This is a genomic window from Coprobacillus cateniformis (genome assembly GCF_009767585.1).
Lineage (GTDB): Bacteria > Bacillota_I > Bacilli_A > Erysipelotrichales > Coprobacillaceae > Coprobacillus > Coprobacillus cateniformis.
Map to the genome: position 1 here is coordinate 493525 of NZ_WSNW01000001.1, position 25098 is coordinate 518622.

The following is a 25098-nucleotide window of genomic DNA, read 5'->3' on the forward strand; positions in this document are numbered from 1 at the left end:
ATCATACCTCCTTTATCCATTCACTTATTTTCACATCTGACTGATGAACTTGACTCCCATATATATCTAAACCCTTTTGGATAAAACTATCTGGACATAATCTTTCAATATCATGGATACTCTTCCCTAAGCCACTTCCTTCATGAGTACAAAACGGATAAATATATTTCTCACTTAAATCATAACTCTCTAAAAAAGTCCATATACACATAGGCATCGTTCCCCACCAAGAGGGAAAACCCAAATATATATTCTGATATTCTCGTATATGGGGGACAACATTTAAAAGTTTAGGCCTCACTTTATGAATCAATTCTTGTTTTGCAATTTGAGTACATTCATCATAATCAAACGGATAATCATGAAGTGGTATCATTTCAAATAAATCAGCATCTAGCAGCTTTTGAAGTTTCTTAGCAATCACTTCAGTATTTCCAACCTTGAGTTCCTTAATTGTACCTGATACATAATTTTGTTTCTTATGTGAAAAATAAACAATTAAATTTTTTTTCATATTTTACCTCTTTTCTTAATCTAATTTTATGTCTTTTTATTTTCCAGAACAATCTCAATAACAAATCATTCTGATAAGTTTAACTTATATGAATTCCTATACTCTTCTACAAAATAACAAATATTTTTCTTAAATATTATGTTATTATAGAATATATTGTATTCATACACTATCATGTGTACAATGAAAGCAAAGAAAGAGGGGAATTGTATATGGATAAATACACAAAAGGATTTGTTATTCTTGCTGAGTCTGGTTCAGATTTACCTAAGGATATTGCTGAAAAATATGGTATTGAAATTGTACCAATGCATGTTATGTTTAATCATAAAAATTATGATGATGGGGAATTTCCAATTAAAGAGATTATTGATTATTACGACAAAACAAAAACTATTCCAACAACAAGTGCTACAAATGTTGGAGAATATATGAATGCATATCAAAAAATACATCAGGAACATCCTGATAAATTGATCTTACATTTATGTTATTCAGCAGTAACAACAGCAACATATCAAAATGCGAATATAGCAAGTGAAGGATTAGACTATGTTTGTCATATTGATACTCAATTCGTATCTGGTGGACAAGGCTTTCTCTTATATAAAGTTGCAAAATATTTAGAAAACTACCCTGATATTGAATTAAAGGCACTTAAATCTTATATTTATAAACTTATTGAAAAAACACACATGGTCTTCTTACCAAGTCAGTTAGACTTTCTCAAAGCTGGTGGAAGAGTTTCAAATGCCGCTTATTTAGGTGCCAATATTTTAGGACTTAAACCTATTATAGAAATTATTGATGGCAAACTTGTTGGAACGAAAAAGTATCGTGGACGTGATATGAAGAAAATATGTAAACGTATGATGAATGAATTTCTAACTGAATATGACTGTCATTTAGAAGATTTCTTCATGCTACATTCTTATGGATTGGATAAAACAATCATGAAAGAGACTGAAAATATAGCCAAAGAACATGGATTTCAAAATATTCGTTGGATTGAGACAGGTGGTGTTATTACAAGCCATAGTGGTCCAGGATGCTTTGGATTTATCTTTGAGGAAAATAAATAAAATGATAAAACGCAGGCTTAACAGTCTGCGTTTAATAATTGCCTTAAAAGTTCAGCAAATTCTTCAATATAATAATTGGTTCTTTCTTTTTTCCAAAATGCACAATAGTTACGTTGAAGCTGTTTATCTTTATGATATAAAGGGATACGTTTAATCCCCTGGACAGGTTCTGTTAAAGTTCCGATAGCTTCAATAGGAAGAAAACCTCGATTGGAAGCTATCATTAAGCGAGCTTCTTCTAATGTCTCAGCAAAGAGAAAAGGAGAAGAAAACCCCAAAGTATTTTGATAATAATCTTTTTCAGTATCTTGTTGTTCTTTAGTTGATATAAGTATACATGAGACTCTTTTTAAATCATTTAAAGTGAGAGTCTTTTTTTCACTTAAGGGATGATGAGTAGAGATTTCAACATAACAATCACTATATAGCAACTCATAATTAAAATAATCTTGATTAAAAGCACGCCTTTGATCACTTATGACCAAATCAACATCATGAAATCTTAACAAGTTATAAAGTTCTTCATGAGTTCCATTCATAATAGAAAGTGAAACCTCTGGATAAAGACTTGCGAATTGAGCAATAGCATGTTGGAGTTCCTGAGCCCCATAACAACGTAAATATCCTATTTTTAAAGTTAACTCTTCATCTGTTCCTCTTCTCTTTGTTTCATTTTTAAAATGTTCAATTTCATCAATGAGTTCTCTACCATGACGATAAAAATACTCTCCTGCTGGAGTCAAAGAAAACTGACGATTATTTCGCTTAATCAAATGAACACCAAATTCATTTTCTAAAGATTTGATTTGCTGTGATATAGCTGATTGGGATATATAACATTGCTCAGCAGCTTCAGTAAAACTATGATTATCTACAACACTCATAAAATATTTCATCTGTTTTAATAACATAAATATATCACCATCTTTCTTTTATATTATAAACCCTAGAGTTAACTCTAAGTCAAGTAGAAACTATCCCACTTTAAATATGTTATAAATTATTATAAAATATTTATATGGATCACAAAGGATTCAAACAACCTTTTCAATGAATTATATAATGTGATTATCATTTACATACAAATCAAAGTGATAATTTTTATTTGATAGAAAATTGGTACGTTTCATTTATGTAAAATTTTGATAACTCTTGTTTTTATTGTTTTCATTTTTTATAATAGAATTAACATAGAAAGGAAATTGACATGAATATATTTACAAAAATATCTCAACTCACAAAACTCACTGATAATGAAAAATTACTTGTTGACTTCATACTTTCTCACCCAGAAAAAGTGATGATGATGAATGCCAAAGAACTTGCTTTACAAACTTATGTTTCTCAAACAACAGTTTATCGTTTATGTAACAAACTGGAATTATCAAACTTTAGTGATTTAAAAGTCTTAATTGCTACTCAAAAAAAAGATTTTGAAAAAGAAAGTCAGGATATGGATTTTAATTATCCCTTCTTTCATAGACAGACACACCATGAAATAATACATAATATGGAAAGTCTATATCAACAGACGATTGTCGCAACTAAAAATTTACTTGATTTAGAAACTATTAAAGCTATTGTTCAAGAAATGTATAATGCGAAGAGTATTGCTATATACCCATCTGTTGGAAATATTTCAGTTGCTGAAAACTTCCGTCAAAATATGCAGGAAATTGGTCAGCCTATTGAAATTGCAACTTCAATGTATGACCAACATTGGTCTGCTTGTATCAAAGGACAAAATGATTTGGTCATTGTCATATCTTATATGGGAAGAACACCTAATATATTAGATCTTATGCATGAACTAAAAAAACGCAAAGCAAAAATAATATTAATATCTGCAACTTATGAAGAACAATTATCTCCACTTGCAAACTATCATCTCTATATGTGTTCTTATGAAAGTTTTCATGAAAAAATCAGTTCTTTTTCATCACGTATTTCTTTACAATATATACTTGATTGTTTATATTCGTGTTACTTTGAAAGGAATTTCTACGATTTCTTGAATTTTAAGATTGATAATTATATTGATTAAATGATTAATTTTTTTCATTGTTTTGATTGTTTTGTTTAAATATTTGCAAAAAAATTTCTTTATACAAGTTAGATATTTTCATAAATTCTCTTTGCAGTATAATGTGATTGTAGTGATAGATAAAAGAAGATGGTTAAAATGGTTTCCTGTCAATCTACATCTATTTATATCACAGTTATATAACCTTCGTTATTTTATCTATCATTCAGATTATAAATGAGGAGAGAAAAAATGAAAAAAATATTATTAGTATGTAATGCTGGTATGTCTACAAGTTTATTAGTTACAAATATGGAGAAATATGCAAAGAAAGAAAATATTGAAATCACAATTATGGCTGTTCCTCTTACACAAGTTGATTCAGTTGTAAAAGATTGGGATATTGTTATGCTTGGTCCACAGGTTAGACACTGCTTAAATCAAATCAAAAACATTGTAGATGGAAGAATTCCTGTAGAAATTATTGATATGAGGGACTATGGAATGATGAATGGGGAAAAGGTTTTAAAAAGAGCATTGGAGTTATTAGATAATGAAAAGGTGTAATGGCTAGATTTTCTAGCTTTTACACCTTATTTTATAAATGTCTAATGACTTTTTTTAATTCAAATTGTTCATTATATTCAAATATGAATATACAACAATTTGGGAAGCCTTTTTTAAGTTCTTCTGTAGGGTCTTGAATTGCTCTTAAGAAATTAAAGCAAGCGCCACTATGTGAAACAGCTAAAACAGATTCATGATCATCTTTTTCCATAATATCAGTTAAAGTTTGTAGCATTCTATCTTTGACATCATTTGAAGATTCTCCCCCAAAATACATATAGAATGTTTCACAATCCTGAGGTGTTTTCGCATTTAAATCTTCGCTTTCACCTTCTAAAAAGCCATAATACATTTCTTTTAAGGCCTTTAAACGAGTATAAGGCATATCAGTTATGATTTCTAATGTATCACAACATCTTTCAGAAGTTGAAGAATAAGCATGATCAAATGTAATATTATTGTCCTGGAAATAAGATTTAACAATTTGTGCTTGAGAAATACCTTCTTTGGTTAAAGGTGAATCACACCATCCTTGAATTTTGTGTCTCACATTAAAGAGTGTTTGTCCATGTCTCATCAAATAAAGTGTTTTCATCAGTTATTCATGCCCCATAATCTTATGAGGAATATAGCACTCTTCTAAATATTCAATATCTTCTTGAGACAAGCAGACATCAAGTGCTCCAATAAAGTCATCTAAATACTTTTCTTTAGTAATTCCAACAATTGGTGCAGTTACACCTTTTGACCATAGCCAAGCAACTGCAACTTGAGATCTTGTGACTTGATATTTTTGTGCAATTTCAGACACTCTTTCAACAATTTTTTGATCCGCTTCTTGAGTATTATCATATTTTCTTTTGGCCACTTCGTCTTCTTGTGCACGCTTTGAATCTGAATTCCAATCACGTGTTAAACGACCAGCTGCAAGTGGACTATAAGGAACTAAAGCAACACCCATATCTTGACATAATGGATTCATTTCTCTTTCTTCCTCACGATACAGCAGATTGTAATGTCCTTGCATCACTGAGAATTTTGTCCAGCCATGACTCTGTGCAACATATTGAGCTTTTTGGAATTGCCATGCATACATACTTGATGCACCAAGATAATGAACTTTTCCACTTCTTACAAGATCATTTAAAACACACATTGTTTCCTCAATCGGTGTTTTATAATCCCACCTATGAATATATAATAAATCTATATAATCTGTATCCAAACGTTTTAAACATTGCTCAACCTCATGCATAATGGATTTACGCGATAATCCCCCACCATTTGGTCCTTCATGCATTTGTCCACTGACCTTTGTAGCAATAACAACTTCTTCTCGAACTGCATAATCTTTAAGAGCTCTTCCTAAAATCTCTTCACTAACCCCTAAACCATATACATTAGCAGTATCAAAGAAATTAATTCCTAAATCTAAAGCTTTTTTAATAATTTTTCTTGAATCAGTCTCATTTAAAACCCAACTATGAATCCATTTTTGGGGATCACCAAAACTCATACACCCTAAACAAATACGTGAAACTTCTAATCCTGAATGCCCTAATTGAACATATTCCATATTCTTGCCTCCTTAACCTAATTGATTATATTCATTTTCATCTACTGCTTCTAACCATTCATTTGAAGAATCTTTAGCAGGGATTTCAACAGAAATATGTGTAAACCAGCTATCTTTAGCAGCTCCATGCCAATGCTTAACTTCAGGAGAAATGCATACAATATCACCTGGTTTTAATTCCTGAGCTGGCTTTCCCCATTCTTGATAATAACCTCTTCCCATGGTACAAAGTAAAATCTGTCCACTCTTATGATGAATATGCCAATGATTGCGACATCCAGGTTCAAATGTCACATTTGCCATAGGTCCACCAGTTTCCGTTAATCTGTTCAAATAGCTTTGTCCATCAAAGTATTGAGCATATGCATCATTAGGTTCACCTAATCCAAATAAAATTTCTTTCTTCTCCATTTTCTTTTCTCCTTATTTTTTTGTCACTTCGTTAATAATATTTAATGCATTTAATGTTCTTGGAAATCCAATATAAGGTTGACATTGCGTAATGGTTTCAATTAACAGTTCACGACTATTTCCTACTGTTATATTAGCACCAACATGACCTCTTAACTGATTTTCACATCCACCAAGAGTTGCTAACATCACAAATGTCATCAACTCACGTATTTTTAAGTCTAAACCATTCCTTGTATAGAAATCACCAAAACAATGTTCTGATAAATAATTTTGAATATGTTTTAATTCCTCTGGTGCCATAGCATGTCCTGATTGAATATGTTCTTTTCCAAACGCTGTACATTGGATAGTAAATCCTGCTTGAAACCTTGTTTCTTCATTCACTGTATGTTGAGATTCTAAAGGTAAAGGAATATGAAATTCCTTCATAACTTTATTAACAACTTCTAATGCTTCTTCTACCTTTCCAAAACCAATATAAGGTGTACACTGATAAATGACTTCTTTAATTTGAATAGGAGGAACATCCATCTTTATAGCAGCCTTTACATGTCTAGATAATACTGTTAAAGTGTGATTTGTTGTATTGACAACAATAAGTATTAACTCTCTTAATTGCTGACTTAAATTCCCATGTTGATAAATATCACCATAGATATAATTGACCATGATTTCTTTAAATTCAATATCTTCTTTAAGGATATCATTCGTATCATTTAGTTCATTATATAATACTTTCGCTTTTTGTAAGTCCCTCATAATTATCTTCTCCATTCTCTATAACTTTATATTTTGTTTTTATTGTTATTGTTAATGTCATCATACAAACTCCAATCATTATCAAGGCAATGATAAAAGCATACATGTATGATCCAAAGAAATCATAAATATATCCTACCATTGATAATGAAATAGCAGCTCCTAGATTAGAAGCAAATGATATCGTTGGGAATACAGTTGCATAATGTTCTACTCCAAAAAAAAGACTTTGTAAGCAATGGCAATGATACTGCACCTATAGAATAACAAGATCCAAATAAGAAAGCCCCTAATATTAATAACCATGATGATGAACCCATCATCAATAAAATAATTCCAATAACATTTGCTATAATCATTGTTATTGTTGCTTTGACTGCTCCAATAGCATCACTCAATACGCCTATAATTAATTTAGATACAATATTACCAATCATTCCTGCTGATAATAATGTTGCTCCCAATGAGACATTATAACCAATTGATTCCCCATAGCCAGGTAAATGTTGAGTTATACTTGTAATACAACTACATAGAAGTCCAAAGATAAAGAACGAAATAAATGCAGTTGTCATAAAATGAAACGATGATGTATGAGAAAGAGATACTGTTGCTTTCTTTTCCTCAAAACCATAAGGCAAAAGTCCATCTTTCTGTGGATTGATATGAAAAGGGTAGATAACAGCTGGAAGGCATAATGCCAATAGAATTGCAGCTTTTATCAAATATCCAGTTTGCCATCCCATTGTTTCAATACAACCAGATAAGATAGGCGAACAAATAGAGCCAGCCAAGCCACTAAAACCAAAAACAACACTTGTCGCAAGACCATGCTTTTTTTCAAACCAATTATTTACAATCATAGTGAGTGGAACAATTGAAAACATGCCTGTACTTAAGCCTCTCACTGCTCCTAAAATATAAAATACCGGTATCGTTCTTGCATAAGCCATAGCCCCAGTCGCAATCACAGCAATCCCAACACTAACACTCAATAATATTTTATATGGGACTTTTTTCATAATTCTTGGAATAAATAATGCACCCATTGCTGTCACAAGTGAAAATATTGTCATATGCATAGAAAATGTTCCACGCATAATACCCAAACTTTCAGAAACAGGAGTGTAAAAAACTCCAGACGAATTAATAGAGACTCCAATTGATGAGGCTGCCAAACCACAGCAAACTGCAAGAACAATCCAATGTTTTTTATTTTCCATATAATTAACTCCTTTCCTTATCCATTCACCTTATATAACAAACAATCCAAAGCATCTAATTCCTTTTGTGTATCATGAATATGATCTAAAAGTTGTTGTCTTTTTCTTTTCAATATTTTTATTCTTTGTAATTTTGTCTGATCGCCTAATAAATATAACTGCATATATATTTTGATGTCTTCATGAGCAAAATGCAGTTTTTGTAGCGAGAGAATGAAACTCAATTTCTCAATATCTTCTTCATCATACTCTTCTTGCTTTGTTAAATGTAAACTTTCATAATCATCTAATATTGAAAATGGAATACTGTATATTCGATTCACATCCTCTTTCTTCATGATAACCTCCTTAAATATATTTTTTTGACATCTTCATTTTATATTAGACATAGCACAATGTCTAATACCTATAATGAATGTACATTAATGCTCTGTAAGCATTATAAAAGAACTTATCTCAAAGAAATAAGTTCTTTTAATTCAATATAAATTTCACACCATTATTTGCATTTCTAATATGCGATACCCAACAGATTTCATCTGTTGAATAATACTTTCTTGTGGGACTTGTTGCTTTGTAAATAATAATGCTGATTCTGTATCCATATCTACTATCAAGAAATAACCTTCTATTTGATTAAATGTATTCTCAATACATTCTTTACATTTTGGAGATGTCATTCCTTCTATTTTTAACTTTATGCAAAACGGGTAATGCTTCTTATTTTTATCTTTTGATTGAAGAGTCACTGAACATTTCTCACAACTATAATTTTTTTGAGAAATCTTTTTCATATATGATTTGATACTATTTATACAAAACATAAGCAAAACAAGAAAAATAATAACTGTACCTATAATAATACCTCCATTCTTATTTATATTTTATATTTTCATTCATTATTCTCTATACACTAGGCAAGGTTAGTCATCACTAACCTTATCTATATATTATTCTGATTCATCATTATTGTCAAATGACTTTATAACATTTTTTTGTACAAAAAAGAACCTATTTGCATATAATAGGCTCATTACTTTATCTCTTCAACGAGAAGACTTCTCCAGGTGCAACAATATGAATACGTTCAGGATTGATAATTCTTCCTTCTAATGATTTAGGGTTCCCATTAAAAGCATCCATATCTGGTGCGTCAACTGTTCCCCAATGAATAAGTATTAAATCAGTATGAGGATATGTATTAGCAAGTTTAATAGCATTATCTAAGCCAATATGCCAAGAGTTATCAGAAAAATCAAATAACATAACATCTGGTTCTGGCATTTGAAGATGTTCATCAAGCAGTCTAGAATCCCCAACTAACCAAATACTCCCTTCAGGAGTATCTATCCAATATCCACAATAATCTTCAAAGCGATATTCTCTGATTTGACGATATTTTTCTTTTTCATTTTGCCATGCATGGTCTGCTGGTGTTAATGTTATTTTCATTGGTCCAATTTCAAATTGTTGACCAATATCATACCCATGACCTGGAAGTTTTTCCTCTGCGAATAACTGAGCCAAATAATGTGGACCATGATATGCAGAAGTGACAGCTGATAAATCAAGACAAGTCATTCGACTAAAATGATCATTATCACAATGTGTAATGAGTACACCATCTAAGTGAGGAACATCTTGAGGAATGATTGGCATATCAACTAACAATGGTAAATCAAAACCCTCAAGTAAAGGATCGATCATAATAACTGTTCCATGACTATTTATCATCATTCCTGCACCTGACAACCAATAAATATCTGTATGAGAAATAGGCTGAAATGCTTGATGTCTTATTGAAATTGTTTTTGGAGCAATGGCTTGTTTCATATATTTTCCACCTTTCTTTTCAATATAATTATAGGATAAGTGATATAAAATGTCTAATACCTATAATCTATATTCAATTATGCTTTTAAAGAATCTTTCAGTTTTTCAATAAAACGTGAAGTTGCTGGAGAAAAGATTTGATGCTTTTTCCAGACAACAACTGTTCCTGTTTCTAAACGTGGTGATAATGGAACAAAGCACACCTTTGACGATGAACTTGGGTTAATTAATTTTTCTAAACTTATTGCATAACCAATCCCATGTTCAACCATAATAGCAGCATTATAAATTAAATTATATGTGGCTATTATGTTTAAATGATCATAACTCTCTTTAAACCAGTTTGCTATTTCATTTTGAACAATTGAACGACTTGTTATCAAAAGTGGTAAATCAATTAAATCTTCTACCGTTACATATTCTTTTTGTGCAATAGGACTTTCAATTGGTGCAACAATCCCCCAAACTTCCTTATGATTCAATCTTATAAATTCATATTTTTCAATATCAACAGGTTCTGTTAATAATCCTATATCAATGAGTCCCTTATCTATTTTTTCTTTAACATCATCTGCATTCCCGCTATAGAGATGATATTGAACCTGTGGATACTCACACTTAAAATCCTGTATTACACTTGCCAGGATATGCATTGAATATGTCTCTCCACCACCAATAAAAATCTCACCAGTAATTAAATTATTCTGTTCTAAAAATTCTTTTTCAGTTTTATGAGCCAAATCAACAATTTCTTCTGCTCGTCTTCTTAGCAACATTCCTTCATCTGTTAATGTGATTCTATTTTTACCACGAATAAACAATTGTGCATTTAATTCATCTTCTAGCTGCATTAACTGTCGTGATAAGGTTGGTTGTGTAATATGTAAAAACTCTGCAGCTCGTGTAATATTCTCCTCTCTTGCAACCGCAAGAAAATACTTCAATACTCTTAACTCCATAGTCACACCTCTTTCTTTTATCATTATACTAGAAGGATTCCCTAAAATCGAGAACGAATCAAAAAAAGAAGACTGTTATTTAACAACCTTCCTTGTGTCTTGAACAATTTGTCCATCTTCAATCGTAATAATACGATCAGCAATACTCGCAATCAATTCATCATGAGTTACCATAATAACAGTTTCATGATATTTTCTTTGTGCTATTTTCAATAAATCAACCACTTCCTGTGAACTTTTCGCATCAAGGTTACCTGTTGGTTCATCAGCAAAGATAATTGCTGGTTTACTTGCAAGAGCACGTGCTATTGCCACTCTTTGTTGCTGTCCACCAGATAATTCATGAATAAAAGCATATTTTTTATCTTCTAGTCCTAATAATTGAATGACCTCTTCAATATAATCATTATCAACTTGTTCATTATCAAGATGAATAGGTAAAACAATATTCTCTAAAACATTTTGTGTAGATATAAGATTAAAAAACTGAAAAACAAATCCCATTCTGCGTCTTCTTAATCTTGTTAAAGTATCATCATTCATATTATATAGTGATTGTCCTTCTAAAAAAACTTCACCTGCATTAGGTTCTACCAAACCACCTAAAACATGTAACAATGTACTTTTACCACTACCACTTCTTCCAACAATGGCAACAAATGTTCCTTCTTCTATATCAATGGATAGATTTTTAATAGCGTCAACTTTGTTATCATCAAAACCATAAGTTTTTCTCAGATTTTTTCCTTCTAATATCATAATAAGTCCTCCTATTCAGTTTTAATTAAATTATCTAAAGGTTTTTTCTTCAATATTGTTAATAATGGGAAACTGTAAACAATAAAACAAACAATGAGAGTAATCATACTGACAATTATAAATTCAACATATGGAAATAGAAAATATCGTAAATAAAAACATTCTAATGCAATTAGTAAAAGATTAAAACATGTGATAATAATAAAAATAATAAATCCTTTCAATAATTGTTTTATTAATAAATCTTTCTTAGTCATCCCTATTAACTGCATCAATGCATAATCATTTTTCCTACTTACCATTTCGTTTTTATTCATAAAACTACAAAGGAAAATACAAATCACAAAAGATCCACAAAGAACATAAGAATTAAAAAATGTTTCAGGAGCCGAATTTAAATTACTAAAACCGAAAATGTAATGATCTTGTATTTCAATATTCCCTAATAACTCTGGATACAATTTTTCAATATTTTGTATATAAAGATTTCTTTCATTATCGTCTTCATAAAAAATATTAATATATTCGCTTTCATATCCATCTTTAATCTTTTGATAAAGTGGAGAACTGATATAAATCCCATAATCAATAGCTGTATAATATCCTTCATAATAATCATCCCCATACCATGTCCTTGTTTCGATAGTATCTGCTGGCTCAATGCTTCCGACAATTTCTATCTCTTGATTATTTAAGACAAGGGTATCACCTATGAGTAAGCGATCCATATTGGTATGTACTGTTTGTATTTCTCCTTCACTTACATTCTCTTCAAGATGATAAGGACTGATATCACCAACAATTAAGGCTTCATAATCATTCACAGGTTTTCTTCCTTTGATATCACTCTTTTCAATAATCTCTTGATCACAAGTAAAAACTTGATTTAAAAATACATCTTGATTTTCATATTGACAAGGAATATCACTTTTCACATATGTATAATATGTATTTGGAATATTAAGTGAACTCAAATCATATTCACCAAATATACTTAATCGCTTAGTTTTTTCATATTCAACTGTTGTATAATTTTCTAAACTTTCTTCTTGACTAAGCTCATTATAAGTAGTGATTATTGTATTTATAAGAAAAAGACCTGTATGAAAGCATAAAACTATAATAAGAAAGAAATGCATTTTTTTATTTGTTTTTAATTCACGCCAGGCCAATCGCCATTTGTTTTGATAATGGAGATTGCGATAACGAACTTGAATATACTGGAAAGTATAACTATCAAATGTCCCACTTAAGGCTCGTTTTGATGATTTGGATATTGGATACAACAATGTAATACTCATACAAATCAATATGATAACTCCATTCACAAACAATTGCTGAGATGAAAGAATGAAAGCAAAATAACCTAATAAAGAATCAACACCTAACATAATAATATATGAAATGAGTGGAGAGAGTAAAGTTCCAATCATAATGGCTATAATTAAGCATAATACATTTTCATAAAAACTCATCAGTATTAATTGCCTTGTTGTCATTCCAATGCCTCGCATTAAAGCAAATTCCTGTACTCGCTGCTTTAAGCTTGCAGAAGTAAATGTAATTAAGACAAAACTTGTAATTAATAAAACCTGTAATAAAATAAATAAATCTGTCTGCTTTTCTTGAAAATTAGCCATACTCTCATTATGATTATATCCATATGGATTATGTTCCCAATGATTATCAGTATCTAATTCTACATCGATTACCGTTCCACTATAATGTTCAGTAAAATGTGGTAACGAAATATCTAAAACATAATAATCACCCATATTCTCTTTTCTAACTGCCAAGTTACGATCACTAAAGATAGTTGTTGTTTCATATTTATCGGGTATATTTGTATATATATCAGAAAAATATCGTTCTTGTGAATTATGAACAATGCCAACAATTTTTAGTTCTCGTTCTTCAATTGAAGATGTCCTTATTTCAAGAATCTGGTTAAGCTGATAATCTTCCTTTAACTCTTCTGAAATCATGATTTCATCTTCATTCTGTGGAAATTGTCCTTCTACCAAACGTATTTGACAGAGTTCAAAGAATGACTGATCAGCATATGAAACACGCCACTCATTCTCAGTCTTTCCTTGATCAAAAAGATAAGCATATTCAAAACCATTTTTATCTTCATACTGATAGGCCACTTTATCAAATTTTTCTGGCTCAGCAATTTGTCCATAGAAATACCATGAACCATACTCCTGTTCATTCCATAATCTACTTACTTGAAAATAAGAAGTTTGAACAATCGAATATGTACTATAAAAAACTGATATAAAAATGATAATAAGCGAAACAAAAATATAGTGCTTTTTATATTTAACAATGTTTCGATATGCCAGACGATATAGTGTCTTATTCATAACTTTCCCCTCCTTTATTTTATAAGAATCACTTCAATAGATTTCCTAGTCAATTTTTCTTAAATTATCTAATGGCTTATGTTTTAATACAAAGTATAGTGGAGTCACATAAATCAATAGACAGATAACAAAAACGAATAAACTTAAAATGATAAACTCCATATAGGGAATTGTCCAATTCTCTAAATAAGTACATTCCATAATAACAAAAAATGTTTGTATACTGATAACAAGAACAAATATAATAATTCCTTTAGCTATTTGTTTATTCAATAAATCTCTTTTTGTCATTCCTATTAACTGGCATAAAGCATAGTCATTTCTTCTATTGAACATTTCATTTTTATTGATAAAATAACATAGGAAAATACAAATACTCATAGATGCATATAGAACATATGAATGAATGCTTGATTCAGCAAATGAACGCGCATTTGAACCAGAATATATTTCTATACTATTTTTATCCTCTATATTATTGAGGAGTTCAGGATACTGATTTAATATTTGACTTATCATAATATTTTTCTCTTTTTCTGTTTGATAATAGATATCTATATAATCCTGTTCATAAACTCCATTTATTGTTTGATATAGAGAGGGAGTTACATAAATTCCAGTATATGTAGATAAATAATATCTTTCAAAATTAAACAAACCATCTACAGGATCGTTATATTTTAGAATTTCAGCTGGTTGAACAATTCCTACAACTGTTACATCTTGACCATTGAGTTGAAATGAATCCCCAATAGACAATTGAATATCTAAAATTTCATGATAACCATTATTATATGTGAGATATAATTGAGGATTATTATGAATAAGAATTTCATAATCATTCATAGGAAATCTCCCCTCAATTCGACTTTTCTTTAACAAATCATCATCACATGTATAAACATCATCAACATAAGCTTCTGTATCTTTATATACAATATCCACTTCACTTTTGCTATGAGTATAATAAATATTATTAAGTTCAAGTGAATGAAAATGATAATCTGTAAGGATACTTAATTTTTTTGTTTTGTCTAAACCAATATATGTAATATCTTTCTTTTGATTATTATAATTCTGAGCCATCATATTCATAAGTATAAAACTTGTATGAAAGCAAAGTGCCACGATGAAAAGTATATGTATTTTTTTATTCACTTTCAATTCTCGCCATGCTAATCGCCATTTATTTTGATAATGCAGTCTGCGGTAACGGATTTGAATATATTGAAAACGATAACTGTCAAAAGTCCCACTCATAGCATGTCTTGAAGATTTTGATATTGGATATAGCAATGTCATAATTATACATATCAATACAACTGCTGCATTGATACATAACTGTAAAGGTGAAATGATAATGATAAAAATATCTTTAAAATATTTAATAACGAACATAATTCCATAAGAAACAAACAGTGCCATCAATGTGCCTAAAACTATGGATAGAAAGACACATATTGCGTATTCATATAAATTCATCAGCATCAATTGTTTGCTCGTCATCCCTAATCCTCTAAGCAAAGCAAATTCATGAGAACGTTGTTTCAAGCTTGCAGAAGCAAAAGCTATTAATACCAAACTCGTTATGACTAAGAGTTGTAATAAAACAGCTAAATCGAATTGTGCCTCTAAGTATTTTAACATGTACATTGAATGATCATAACCATACTTATTCACATCAACTTGTCCTTGATCATTATATAAAAGCTTGATTGGAATATGACTATAGAATTCCTCTCCTGATTCTATGCTTAGACTTCTATCACAAAACAGAGTAACTCTCTCATACTTTGAATTTATGTTTGTATATATATCTGCAAAATAATTTTCTTGAGAATTATGCACAACACCTACAATTTTATATTCTTGCATTTCTAACAAAGTCGTCATCATCTGAACAGTGTTTCCTAGTTGATATTTTTCTTCATTTAACAGTTCCTGAGAGACAACAATTTCATTTTTATGAGATGGAAAGTGTCCTTCAATAAGATCAACCTTACATAATTCATTAAACTCTTTATCTGCATATGCTACATTGTATCCATCTTCATTAACTCCCTGTAAATAAAGATATGTATATTGAAAGCCATTGTCTTCTTCATAATGATAAGCAACTTTATCAAATTTCTCTGGTTCAGCAATTTGTCCATAGAAGTACCATGAACCATATTCCTGTTCATTCCATAATCTATTCACTTGAAAATAAGAAGTTTGAACAATTGTATATGTACTATAAAAAATAGATATAAAAAGGATAATTAGTGAAACAAATATATAATGTTTTTTATATTTGATAATGTTTCGATATGCAAGACGATATAAAGTCTTATTCATATAATCCCCCCTTATTTTTATATTATCAAAGTAATCTTTAAATTCAGTGAATTTAAATTTTTTTCTTTGCTAATACTTGAGGAATTGAGATTTCAAATACCGCCCCATTATCATTTCTAGCAACGATAAATCCATGATGTTCTTCAATAATTCGTTTTGCTAAAGAAAGTCCAATACCTATTCCTTCACCTTGAGGGACCTTCCCTCTATAAAAACGTTCAAAAATATGTTGCAGTTCCTCTTCATCAAACCCTTGACCATAGTCTCTAATCATAATTTTTATGAATGATTCAAATTTATGTACAATAATATCAATACAACCATTCTGATTCTTTTCAATACAATTTTTAATAATATTTTCTAAAGCTTCTACAAACCATTTATAGTCACATAGAAGTGTTTCCTGTTGATGTTCAACCTGTAAAATCATATGATTTTGATTTAATAAATGCTCTAAGTTTTCTTCAACAGTATCAATAAGTGTTTCAATTGAATAATCATCAAACCGAAAAGAAATACTATGAGAATCTAACAATGCTAATGTCAGAAGATCATTAACCAAATGATTCATCTTTAATGTTTGTTGATAAATTTGATGTAATTTATCTCTTTGTTTATTATCCTCAATAACATCTAATAGCAATTCTTCATTTAATCTCATAGATGTAATTGGTGTCTTCAATTGATGAGAAATATCTTCAATATAACCTTTCAATTGGATTTGTTCTTGTTGCATGGTCTTCATAAGTTGGTTATAACGATGTGATAATGTATAAAGTTTATGAGATAACAAACTCATATCTCCCTCACCATCAATGACATTCACTTTCTTTTGTTCAATAATAGCATCTGCATGAGAAATAAGATGTTTCATTTGCTCATGATTATTCTTCCTTATCCAAACATAAAAAAGACCTAACAAACCTAAACATATCCCTAACATATAAAGATAAAGCTGGGTTTGAAAGATAATATACATCATAAAGCTTAATAAAGAAATAATATAGATTGTCTGAATACCCTTATATAAATAAGCATCCATTGATTTTATTGGCCCCATCTATATCCCACCCCTCTTAATGTCTCTATATAAGATTGACCATGATAAGTACCTAAAGTTTGGCGAATTCTTTTCATATGAACAGATAAAGTATTGTCTTCTATAAAATGCTGGGTTTGACTTTCCACTAAATCCAATAAATTTTGTCGTGTAATCACCATGCCATGGTGCTGAATCAAACATAACAAAATATGATAACAAACATTTGTTAAATCTAATAACTGACCATTCTTATAAACTTGATAGTTTTTTGTGTCAATCTTTAAATCAGCTGTATAAATAATATCCTGATTTACTGGAATTCTTCTTAATAATGATTGGATACGTGCATAGAGTTCCTGAATACCAAATGGTTTACATACATAATCATCTCCTCCAGCACTCAATCCTTCTACTATAGATTGTTCACTATTTTTACATGTTAAAAATAGTAAAGGGGTTCGATAATTCTCACGGATATGTTGGCATAAAGAAATTCCATTTCCATCAGGTAATTGAATATCCATAATGATTAAATCAATAGATGAATTCATTATTTCTAAAGTTTGTTTAACATTAAATGCCTGAATAACTTCATAGTCTTTTAACTCTAATGCCTCTTTTAATGACCTTTGTATCAATTGATCATCTTCTACAACAAGTATTTTTTGCATAATATCACCTGTATATATTGTATCATAGAAAAGTGTATTAAGAATGAAAATACTGAAAAAATAGTGCTTCATAGATTGAAACACTATTTCTTTATCTTATTAATTTGTCAATTAAGACATTTGAGAGAATTTTTGTTTTAACTGATTTATCTTTTGTTGTTCAGCCTGTTCAGTTGGATACCAACCTTTAGCAGCCATTTTCTTATAAATCTCATTTTGGATTGTTAAAGAATTACATAATGCTTGATCAAATGCAGAATGCACATGTTCTGTATTTGATTCAATAGTTCCATGTAAATATAAGTCACAAACTCCTTTAACACTCATTAATAGACTTTCCATTAAACATTTATCATCCATGATTTTCGATCTCCTTTCTTATTGTTTTTATAAAAGATTATAAAATTGTTGAAATAATTCATTATGTTTTGTTACTAACTGATTTACGTATTCCTTTAACTCAGCATCTTGAAGTTTAGAAGCGACTTCAGTACACTGTTTTTTCAAATACTCTTCATGACCTAATGCATCTTCAATATAAAGCAATTCTTTGGGACTCATACCTTCACCTCCATTTTTATTTTTCACAAAAAAATGAAAAAGATACATTTCTTTAAAAAAAAGACATTCTAAGATGTCTTCCCAAAAACTTTATTCATATCTTCAACAATTTGACTATCAATTTTATTTCCTACTGCCATACTTCTCATAATTTCAATACTTTTTTCATGAGACATTGCATCTTTATAAGGTCTATCTTCAGTTAAAGCCTGGTAAATATCACAACATGCCATCAAACGATCAATAAAATCCAATTCCTCGGCTTTTTTTCCAAATGGATAACCACTACCATCTAATTTTTCATGATGATAAGATGCCCAATGAACAATTTCACCCAACTGCATATCACTAAGAATCTTATATGAATAATATGCATGTGTCTGCATATACGTATATTCAGAGTCAGTTAATTGAGCAGGCTTTTCCAAAACATCACGGTCAATAACGAGTTTTCCAACATCATGCATCGCACCTGCAAAAAATAATTTTAACATCATTTCTTCATCATATTCATAATATAAAGCCATATAAGATGCCTTTGATGCAACACCTATTGAATGTGTTCGCGTATGTGGGGATTTGCTGTCAATGATTCTTGCAAACAATTGACAGATTGCTAACATTTGCGAATCTGTGAAATCTTGATAGATATTATGAATATTTTCTCTTAAATAATTTTCTAATTGATCGTTGTTAATGATTATCTTATCATATGTTAATGCAGCTAAATATGCATCAACAACTTTATCTGAAAATTCTTTATTTCTTAACTTATGAAGTTCTAATAATATATTCTGATACTCTTTTTCACTCATATCTTGAAGATTATAATTGACATCAATCCAATCAGCAATATGAATAAGTTGAGCATATAGTGGTATTTCATCAATCATCTTATGAAATGGTCCACTTCCATCAACTGCTTCATGATGATATAAAATGACATTATGAACATCTTCAAAAAAAGGAATATAATCTATATTCTCTTCACCAACCTCACAATGAATCTTTAAAAATTCAGCCTCTTGAGTATTATCACCTTGCTTATAATACTCAGTTAATCCATTGTCATGCAAAATTGCACAACCTACCAGATCACTTAATTGCTGATTATTTAATGCAAAATGTTCTCCTAACAATAAACATATATATGATACTCTTTTGCCATGATAACTCGTTGTTTTAAAATAATCTTTTTCAACACAATCAAGTGCATATGAAAAAGCCAATAACAAATGATTAAAACATAATTTCACAGAATCACCACCTTTACACATTATACATGATTTGAATGTCGAATAAAACAAAAAGAAATAGATGAGATTTATCTCATCTATTTAACAGGAATCACTGACCCTTTATAAGTTTCTTCAATAAATTTTTTAATATCATCAGATTTTAAAACTTCTACTAATGCTTTTATTTTTTCATCATTTTCATGCCCTTTTTGGCAAGCAACAATATTTACATATGGATTATCAGCATTTGCTGATTCTAAGATAACAGCATCTTTTGTTGGATTTAAGTTTGCTTGTAATGCATAATTTCCATTAATAGCAACCAAATCACCTTCACCATTATTAAAAGAAGTTGCTAATAATTCAGGCTTAATTTCAGTGAATTCTAAATTCTTAGGATTAGATGCAATATCTTTAACAGTTGCATCTAAAACTTTAACACCATCTTTAATCGTAATTAAACCAGCATCTGCTAAGATTGCTAAGATTCTTCCATGATCTGCAACTGAGTTAGAAATAATGACTTTAGCCCCATCTTTTATTTGATCTTTAGACTTTACTGTTTTTGAATAGAATCCAAATGGCTCTATATGAATAGCACCTGCCTCCGCTATTTTATAATTATTCTTCTCTACATCGCCATCAAAGAATGGTCTATGTTGGAAATAGTTAGCATCAACATCTCCAGTATCTAATGCCTTATTAAAGATATAATAATCATCTAAAACTTTAACCTCTAAGTCAATTCCATACTTCTCCTTTAACAACGGTTTTGCCTGTTCTAAGATTTTCGCATGTGGATCCAGTGTTGCTGATACTGTTAATGTTTTTTCATCACTAGAATCACTCTGACTTCCACACCCTACAATGCCTACTGTTAATAATAATGCTAATGCGATTTTTAATAATTTTTTCATTTTATTTTCCCCTTTCATCGCTTGTCAATTCTTTTGACAACATAATCTCCTATTCCCTGTATAATAAAGACAATAACTAATACAAAGAATGTTGCAGTATACATGACTACCATGTTTTGTCTTGCATATCCATACATGTAAGCCACATTTCCAAGTCCTCCAGCACCAATACATCCCGCCATTGCTGTATATCCAACGAGCGAAATTCCCATTACTGTGATACTTGATATTAAAGCTGGCTTGGCTTCTGGGATAAGAACTTTGGTAATAATTTGTAAATGGCTTGCTCCCATCGCCTTACTTGCTTCAATTGTTCCCTTATCTACTTCACTTAGTGCAATCATACACATTCGTGCATAGAAAGGAGCGCTTGATATGATAAGAGCGGGTAAAGCCGCTTTGGCTCCCAGCATTGTTCCAACCAAAAATATTGTGACTGGCAATAAGATAATGATCAAGATAATAAATGGAACTGCTCTTAGTAAGTTGACAATAAAGTCTAATATACGGTTAATTATTTTATTTGGATAAAGTCCATCATCTTTTGTAACATAAAGAATAATTCCTAGTCCAAATCCTAACACAACTGCAATCAACAGTGAAAAGAATGTCATAAACAATGTTTCCTGAATTGAAAGAATCATTGCATCCCAATCAATTTGTTCTAAAACTGTACTCATCTAGATCACCTCCACAATCACTTGATAATCCTTAAATTTTTGAATAACATTTTCATATTCCTGCTTGTCCCCACCTAAAACATTAACAATCAGGACTCCAAACGAACTATCAATTGTATTTGTTAAATTTCCTGAGACAATACTTAAATCTAAATCTATTTCTTTCATTACTTTTGAGACAATTGGAAGCCTAGAAATTTCTTCATCAAAAGTTAATCTTAATAAAATACCATCAGGATATATTTGCTTCAAATTATCATTCAATTTGCCATCATCAATTTTACTAGATAAATCTCTTACAAAACGTTTTGTAATTTCATGATGAGGATGTTCAAAAATATCTTTCACACTTGCTTCTTCAACAACTTTACCTTCACTCATTACAGCTATTCGATGACAGATTTTTTGAACAACTTCCATCTGATGTGTAATCATGACAATTGTAATTCCTAATTGTCTATTAATTTGAATTAATAAGTCTAGAATCTGTTCGGTTGTATCGGGGTCCAATGCACTTGTTGCTTCATCACAAAGTAAAATATGCGGATCATTAGCCAATGCTCTTGCAATCCCAACTCTTTGTTTTTGACCGCCTGAGAGCTCACTTGGATAAGCATTCTCTCTACCTGTTAAACCAACAAGTTCAATTAATTGTTTAGCCTTTTGTTGTCTTGTCTGTTTATCTACCCCTGCTATTTCTAAAGATAATTCAATATTCTTTTGAACTGTTCTTGACCAAAGTAGATTAAAGTGCTGAAAAATCATACCAATCTTTGTTCTTTTTTTTCTTAAACGTTCACCACTTAATTGAGATATGTCCTCTCCATCAATAATCACTTCACCACTCGTTTGTTTTTCCAATTGATTAATAATACGAACAAGAGTTGATTTCCCTGCTCCACTATATCCAATAACACCAAAGATTTCACCATCTTGAATTGTCAGATTGACATCTTGACAAGCACTAATATCACCCTTTTGTGTATGAAATATCTTTGTAATATGTTTAAGTTCAATCATAGTCTTTCCTCCCTTAAATATATAAAAACTCGTCCTACTGAAAGGACGAGCATCACCCGTGTTACCACCTTAATTTACTATAATCTCACAATTATAGCCTCTTCGAGTACCAACATACTCTAGTACTGTAACGGGTACATCCGTTATTGGCTCATTATTCACCAATAAAACTCCAAGACCATCTTCATTTATCTCCACTTGTTCTTTTCCACCACCCAAGAACTCTCTATGAAGCTTATAATAAACTACTCTTCTCTTCACTGTTGTTGATAATATATTATCTTGAATAAAAACAATTGTCAAACATTTTTTTCACTTTTAACAAATAAATGCATGATCAACTTGTATAACACAGAAATAAGAAGGATTCAACTCATAGACCTTTTCTTCGATCTTTCTTTTTAAATCAATATGTGCAATCTCATCATCTGCTGGAATCAATACATCAAAAATCAAATTCGTATGAGTTGGCCCACTGACAATTCTAAAATCATGAATACTATAACATTGATTAATATCATTCACAATAAATTTCACTTTTTCACGTAAATGATTTGTTAATTCATCATTCATATCAATCGGATCCATATGAATTGTTGTTAAAATATCAAACTTATGTAATAATTCTCTTTCAATAAGATCTATTTGATCATGGAGGACCATCACATCTTCACGACAATCAACTTCAGCATGAAATGTCATATATTGTCGTCCCGGTCCATAATCATGCATCATAAAATCATGAATACCAATCACCTTATCAAATGACATAACAAAATCATAGATTTGATTAATTAATTCCTTATCAGGAGCTTGCCCTAATAAAGGATCAACTGTATCTCTGAAAATATCTACACCAGACTTCAATACAAACAAAGACACAATAACACCTATAACCCCATCTACTGGTAAATCAGTGACAAGACTTAAACACAACGAAATTAAAGTTGCAAATGTTGTAATAACATCATTTAAACTATCCTGAGCTGCTGCCTTTAATGATGTTGAATGAATGAATTGACCCGCCTTTTTATTAAATGATGCCATCCAAAGTTTTGTAAGTATAGAAATAACCAAAACAATAACAGCTGTTAACTGAAAATTCAGTTCTTCTGGTTGAAGAATTTTCATGAAAGATTCTTTTAAAGAAGAAAATGCGACTAATAATATCAAAAAAGCAATAATCAGTCCTGTAATATATTCATATCTTCCATGACCATAAGGATGATCAGCATCTGGATGTTTGCCAGCCAATTTAAACCCAAACAGAGTGGCCAAATTACTTCCCATATCAGATAAGTTGTTAAATCCATCGGCTTGAATAGCAACTGACCTTGTTATAAATCCAAAAATCAATTTAAAGACAACCATAAAACCATTACAAATAATGGAAAGGATACTACATAGTGTTCCATATCTTTCTCTGACTTTTGGATGACTACTATCATCATAATTTTCTATGTACTTCTTTACAATCAATTGGAACATCATGAATCCCCCTTCTATCATAGTATAACTGAAAAGACATTGACATATTCATCAATATCCTTTCAGTTATTCTGGAATTTTCAATAGATATCTATCTATTTTATAACTCATTTCAATCTTTTGTTTATTTTTATAAATATCATTAAAGAAAATGTCTTTAGGCAATTCTATATAATAGAATATTCTACATTTTTCTCCTTGTTGAATAACAGTATTTTCATCTTCAACAAAATCTCGTTTATCTTTGGTTTGTTTGGCAATATGAAACAAATGAATATTCTGTCCACGAATACGTAAAGCAGGTAAATCCGCTAGTTTCATATCATGATGACTTTTATTCTCAAAATCACAACTGCCATATAAAAACAGATTCTTTTTATCTTCCAATTCAAAATAAAAATATTCACCACTTGTATCATCAGGAAGAACTTTATTCAAGATTCCTAAATCATCAAACTTCATAGACAATTCATTATTCATATCTAAAACCTGATTTAATTCAATAATTTGTTTTTGATTCTGATAATCTTTATAAATAAAATCAACAACATACTCCTGGTCTTCAATATAAAATGACAATCTTAAATTCTCTTCTCTTTGTTGAGAATCAATAGTTGCATTCATATGCAATAAAACAGTTTCATCTTTATCAATAGCAGCATCTTTTTGTAAACTTGTAAATTCTTTACTTTCAATATAACACTCCATCTTTATAACATCATTTTTAGTTTTTAATTTCACTCTAAAATCTGAATTTGCTTGCAAAGACTTGTAACTTTTATTGGTTAAACACATAACAATATCCAACATTTCATAATCAGTATTCTCATCAAAATGAACATAATCATATTTAGAATTTGTATTTGCAGGATAAATTTCTTTATCCACCAGCATATCAATCAACTCAAAAGTTATCCCTTGATGTTCATAAGATTGATGAAATGATATCTTAATACTTTCTTTCTGTGGAGTTTGAGAAGACTGAATCTCAGGAGATTGACACCCCATTAAAAATGATACAAGAAACATTATTATGAATAGCTTCCTCATCAATATAACTCCTTAT

27 protein-coding genes and 1 other annotated feature are annotated in these 25098 nt (G+C 30.1%); of the genes, 3 read left to right on the forward strand and 24 right to left on the reverse strand.

Features of this window, described 5'->3' with window-relative positions:
- Position 1: 1 nt before the first annotated feature.
- Positions 2-514 (reverse strand): flavodoxin, encoded by a 513-nt coding sequence (locus GQF29_RS02485; protein ID WP_008788372.1) that lies wholly within the window; start codon positions 512-514, stop codon positions 2-4.
- Between the two features lie 212 nt (positions 515-726).
- Between GQF29_RS02485 and GQF29_RS02490 the strand changes: the two genes are divergently transcribed.
- Positions 727-1596, forward strand: a complete 870-nt coding sequence (locus tag GQF29_RS02490) for a DegV family protein (protein ID WP_008788371.1) — start codon at positions 727-729, stop codon at positions 1594-1596.
- A 17-nt stretch (positions 1597-1613) separates the two neighbouring features.
- On the opposite strand, the gene GQF29_RS02495 is transcribed toward GQF29_RS02490, so the two are convergent.
- Positions 1614-2507, reverse strand: a complete 894-nt coding sequence (locus GQF29_RS02495; protein WP_008788370.1) for a LysR family transcriptional regulator — start codon at positions 2505-2507, stop codon at positions 1614-1616.
- Positions 2508-2803: 296 nt separating this feature from the next.
- Here GQF29_RS02495 and GQF29_RS02500 point away from each other — a divergent pair, with 296 nt between their 5' ends.
- Positions 2804-3640, forward strand: a complete 837-nt coding sequence (locus GQF29_RS02500; RefSeq protein WP_008788369.1) for a MurR/RpiR family transcriptional regulator — start codon at positions 2804-2806, stop codon at positions 3638-3640.
- Between the two features lie 231 nt (positions 3641-3871).
- Positions 3872-4186: a PTS sugar transporter subunit IIB gene (locus GQF29_RS02505; protein WP_008788368.1), complete on the forward strand. Its 315-nt coding sequence runs from the start codon at positions 3872-3874 to the stop codon at positions 4184-4186.
- A 31-nt stretch (positions 4187-4217) separates the two neighbouring features.
- Here the strand turns inward: GQF29_RS02505 and GQF29_RS02510 are convergent, their stop codons facing one another.
- From GQF29_RS02510 to GQF29_RS02610, 22 genes are all read right to left on the reverse strand, one after another.
- Positions 4218-4781: a histidine phosphatase family protein gene (locus GQF29_RS02510; protein ID WP_008788367.1), complete on the reverse strand. Its 564-nt coding sequence runs from the start codon at positions 4779-4781 to the stop codon at positions 4218-4220.
- 3 nt (positions 4782-4784) lie between these two features.
- Positions 4785-5762, reverse strand: a complete 978-nt coding sequence (locus GQF29_RS02515) for an aldo/keto reductase (RefSeq protein ID WP_117599015.1) — start codon at positions 5760-5762, stop codon at positions 4785-4787.
- Between the two features lie 12 nt (positions 5763-5774).
- Positions 5775-6173, reverse strand: a complete 399-nt coding sequence (locus GQF29_RS02520; protein ID WP_008788365.1) for a cupin domain-containing protein — start codon at positions 6171-6173, stop codon at positions 5775-5777.
- Between the two features lie 12 nt (positions 6174-6185).
- A complete protein-coding gene (locus GQF29_RS02525; protein ID WP_054689962.1) occupies positions 6186-6935 on the reverse strand; it encodes a carboxymuconolactone decarboxylase family protein in 750 nt (249 codons plus the stop codon).
- Between the two features lie 167 nt (positions 6936-7102).
- Positions 7103-8158: an MFS transporter gene (locus GQF29_RS02530; protein ID WP_236916374.1), complete on the reverse strand. Its 1056-nt coding sequence runs from the start codon at positions 8156-8158 to the stop codon at positions 7103-7105.
- A 17-nt stretch (positions 8159-8175) separates the two neighbouring features.
- Positions 8176-8496 carry a MerR family transcriptional regulator gene (locus GQF29_RS02535; protein ID WP_008788362.1) on the reverse strand — a complete coding sequence of 107 codons (321 nt, stop codon included), beginning with the start codon at positions 8494-8496 and terminating at the stop codon, positions 8176-8178.
- A gap of 153 nt (positions 8497-8649) precedes the next feature.
- Positions 8650-8838, reverse strand: a complete 189-nt coding sequence (locus GQF29_RS02540) for a hypothetical protein (RefSeq protein ID WP_160340732.1) — start codon at positions 8836-8838, stop codon at positions 8650-8652.
- Between the two features lie 358 nt (positions 8839-9196).
- Positions 9197-9991, reverse strand: a complete 795-nt coding sequence (locus GQF29_RS02545; protein WP_008788360.1) for an MBL fold metallo-hydrolase — start codon at positions 9989-9991, stop codon at positions 9197-9199.
- Between the two features lie 77 nt (positions 9992-10068).
- The gene (locus GQF29_RS02550) at positions 10069-10950 is read right to left on the reverse strand and encodes a LysR family transcriptional regulator (RefSeq protein ID WP_008788359.1); all 882 of its coding nucleotides are present in this window, start codon (positions 10948-10950) and stop codon (positions 10069-10071) included.
- A gap of 75 nt (positions 10951-11025) precedes the next feature.
- On the reverse strand, positions 11026-11709 hold the full coding sequence (locus GQF29_RS02555; RefSeq protein ID WP_008788358.1) for an ABC transporter ATP-binding protein: 684 nt from the start codon (positions 11707-11709) through the stop codon (positions 11026-11028).
- Positions 11710-11720: 11 nt separating this feature from the next.
- Entirely contained in the window at positions 11721-14078 is a 2358-nt protein-coding gene (locus GQF29_RS02560) for an ABC transporter permease (protein WP_008788357.1), read from the reverse strand.
- A 45-nt stretch (positions 14079-14123) separates the two neighbouring features.
- Positions 14124-16415: an ABC transporter permease gene (locus tag GQF29_RS02565; protein ID WP_008788356.1), complete on the reverse strand. Its 2292-nt coding sequence runs from the start codon at positions 16413-16415 to the stop codon at positions 14124-14126.
- 52 nt (positions 16416-16467) lie between these two features.
- Positions 16468-17475: a sensor histidine kinase gene (locus GQF29_RS02570; RefSeq protein ID WP_008788355.1), complete on the reverse strand. Its 1008-nt coding sequence runs from the start codon at positions 17473-17475 to the stop codon at positions 16468-16470.
- Entirely contained in the window at positions 17463-18128 is a 666-nt protein-coding gene (locus GQF29_RS02575; protein ID WP_008788354.1) for a response regulator transcription factor, read from the reverse strand. Before GQF29_RS02575 ends, GQF29_RS02570 begins: the two co-directional genes overlap by 13 nt.
- A 111-nt stretch (positions 18129-18239) precedes the next feature.
- Positions 18240-18488 carry a spore coat protein gene (locus GQF29_RS02580; protein ID WP_008788353.1) on the reverse strand — a complete coding sequence of 83 codons (249 nt, stop codon included), beginning with the start codon at positions 18486-18488 and terminating at the stop codon, positions 18240-18242.
- Positions 18489-18515: 27 nt separating this feature from the next.
- Positions 18516-18689: a hypothetical protein gene (locus tag GQF29_RS18340; RefSeq protein ID WP_008788352.1), complete on the reverse strand. Its 174-nt coding sequence runs from the start codon at positions 18687-18689 to the stop codon at positions 18516-18518.
- A gap of 68 nt (positions 18690-18757) precedes the next feature.
- Entirely contained in the window at positions 18758-19945 is a 1188-nt protein-coding gene (locus GQF29_RS02585) for an HD domain-containing phosphohydrolase (RefSeq protein WP_017144163.1), read from the reverse strand.
- Between the two features lie 77 nt (positions 19946-20022).
- Positions 20023-20844 carry a MetQ/NlpA family ABC transporter substrate-binding protein gene (locus GQF29_RS02590; protein WP_029158252.1) on the reverse strand — a complete coding sequence of 274 codons (822 nt, stop codon included), beginning with the start codon at positions 20842-20844 and terminating at the stop codon, positions 20023-20025.
- Positions 20845-20858: 14 nt separating this feature from the next.
- Entirely contained in the window at positions 20859-21524 is a 666-nt protein-coding gene (locus tag GQF29_RS02595) for a methionine ABC transporter permease (protein WP_008788349.1), read from the reverse strand.
- The gene (locus GQF29_RS02600) at positions 21525-22544 is read right to left on the reverse strand and encodes a methionine ABC transporter ATP-binding protein (RefSeq protein ID WP_008788348.1); all 1020 of its coding nucleotides are present in this window, start codon (positions 22542-22544) and stop codon (positions 21525-21527) included. It lies immediately after the preceding gene.
- A gap of 38 nt (positions 22545-22582) precedes the next feature.
- Positions 22583-22814, reverse strand: a binding site (T-box leader).
- Positions 22815-22862: 48 nt separating this feature from the next.
- Positions 22863-24032: a cation diffusion facilitator family transporter gene (locus GQF29_RS02605; protein WP_017144162.1), complete on the reverse strand. Its 1170-nt coding sequence runs from the start codon at positions 24030-24032 to the stop codon at positions 22863-22865.
- Positions 24033-24098: 66 nt separating this feature from the next.
- A complete protein-coding gene (locus GQF29_RS02610; protein WP_008788345.1) occupies positions 24099-25082 on the reverse strand; it encodes a C40 family peptidase in 984 nt (327 codons plus the stop codon).
- Positions 25083-25098 lie beyond the last annotated feature (16 nt).

Bases quoted from the DNA above. Each gene is read 5' to 3' on its own strand.
- GQF29_RS02580 (WP_008788353.1), bottom strand. From the start codon at position 18,488: ATGGATGATAAATGTTTAATGGAAAGTCTATTAATGAGTGTTAAAGGA.
- GQF29_RS02515 (WP_117599015.1), bottom strand. From the start codon at position 5,762: ATGGAATATGTTCAATTAGGGCATTCAGGATTAGAAGTTTCACGTATT.
- GQF29_RS02570 (WP_008788355.1), bottom strand. From the start codon at position 17,475: ATGGGGCCAATAAAATCAATGGATGCTTATTTATATAAGGGTATTCAG.
- GQF29_RS02600 (WP_008788348.1), bottom strand. From the start codon at position 22,544: ATGATTGAACTTAAACATATTACAAAGATATTTCATACACAAAAGGGT.
- GQF29_RS02550 (WP_008788359.1), bottom strand. From the start codon at position 10,950: ATGGAGTTAAGAGTATTGAAGTATTTTCTTGCGGTTGCAAGAGAGGAG.
- GQF29_RS02510 (WP_008788367.1), bottom strand. From the start codon at position 4,781: ATGAAAACACTTTATTTGATGAGACATGGACAAACACTCTTTAATGTG.
- GQF29_RS02530 (WP_236916374.1), bottom strand. From the start codon at position 8,158: ATGGAAAATAAAAAACATTGGATTGTTCTTGCAGTTTGCTGTGGTTTG.
- GQF29_RS02535 (WP_008788362.1), bottom strand. From the start codon at position 8,496: ATGAAGAAAGAGGATGTGAATCGAATATACAGTATTCCATTTTCAATA.
- GQF29_RS02555 (WP_008788358.1), bottom strand. From the start codon at position 11,709: ATGATATTAGAAGGAAAAAATCTGAGAAAAACTTATGGTTTTGATGAT.
- GQF29_RS02545 (WP_008788360.1), bottom strand. From the start codon at position 9,991: ATGAAACAAGCCATTGCTCCAAAAACAATTTCAATAAGACATCAAGCA.
- GQF29_RS02520 (WP_008788365.1), bottom strand. From the start codon at position 6,173: ATGGAGAAGAAAGAAATTTTATTTGGATTAGGTGAACCTAATGATGCA.
- GQF29_RS02490 (WP_008788371.1), top strand. From the start codon at position 727: ATGGATAAATACACAAAAGGATTTGTTATTCTTGCTGAGTCTGGTTCA.
- GQF29_RS02575 (WP_008788354.1), bottom strand. From the start codon at position 18,128: ATGCAAAAAATACTTGTTGTAGAAGATGATCAATTGATACAAAGGTCA.
- GQF29_RS02605 (WP_017144162.1), bottom strand. From the start codon at position 24,032: ATGTTCCAATTGATTGTAAAGAAGTACATAGAAAATTATGATGATAGT.
- GQF29_RS02505 (WP_008788368.1), top strand. From the start codon at position 3,872: ATGAAAAAAATATTATTAGTATGTAATGCTGGTATGTCTACAAGTTTA.
- GQF29_RS02525 (WP_054689962.1), bottom strand. From the start codon at position 6,935: ATGAGGGACTTACAAAAAGCGAAAGTATTATATAATGAACTAAATGAT.
- GQF29_RS02590 (WP_029158252.1), bottom strand. From the start codon at position 20,844: ATGAAAAAATTATTAAAAATCGCATTAGCATTATTATTAACAGTAGGC.
- GQF29_RS02595 (WP_008788349.1), bottom strand. From the start codon at position 21,524: ATGAGTACAGTTTTAGAACAAATTGATTGGGATGCAATGATTCTTTCA.
- GQF29_RS02565 (WP_008788356.1), bottom strand. From the start codon at position 16,415: ATGAATAAGACTTTATATCGTCTTGCATATCGAAACATTATCAAATAT.
- GQF29_RS02560 (WP_008788357.1), bottom strand. From the start codon at position 14,078: ATGAATAAGACACTATATCGTCTGGCATATCGAAACATTGTTAAATAT.
- GQF29_RS02540 (WP_160340732.1), bottom strand. From the start codon at position 8,838: ATGACATCTCCAAAATGTAAAGAATGTATTGAGAATACATTTAATCAA.
- GQF29_RS18340 (WP_008788352.1), bottom strand. From the start codon at position 18,689: ATGAGTCCCAAAGAATTGCTTTATATTGAAGATGCATTAGGTCATGAA.
- GQF29_RS02495 (WP_008788370.1), bottom strand. From the start codon at position 2,507: ATGTTATTAAAACAGATGAAATATTTTATGAGTGTTGTAGATAATCAT.
- GQF29_RS02610 (WP_008788345.1), bottom strand. From the start codon at position 25,082: ATGAGGAAGCTATTCATAATAATGTTTCTTGTATCATTTTTAATGGGG.
- GQF29_RS02485 (WP_008788372.1), bottom strand. From the start codon at position 514: ATGAAAAAAAATTTAATTGTTTATTTTTCACATAAGAAACAAAATTAT.
- GQF29_RS02500 (WP_008788369.1), top strand. From the start codon at position 2,804: ATGAATATATTTACAAAAATATCTCAACTCACAAAACTCACTGATAAT.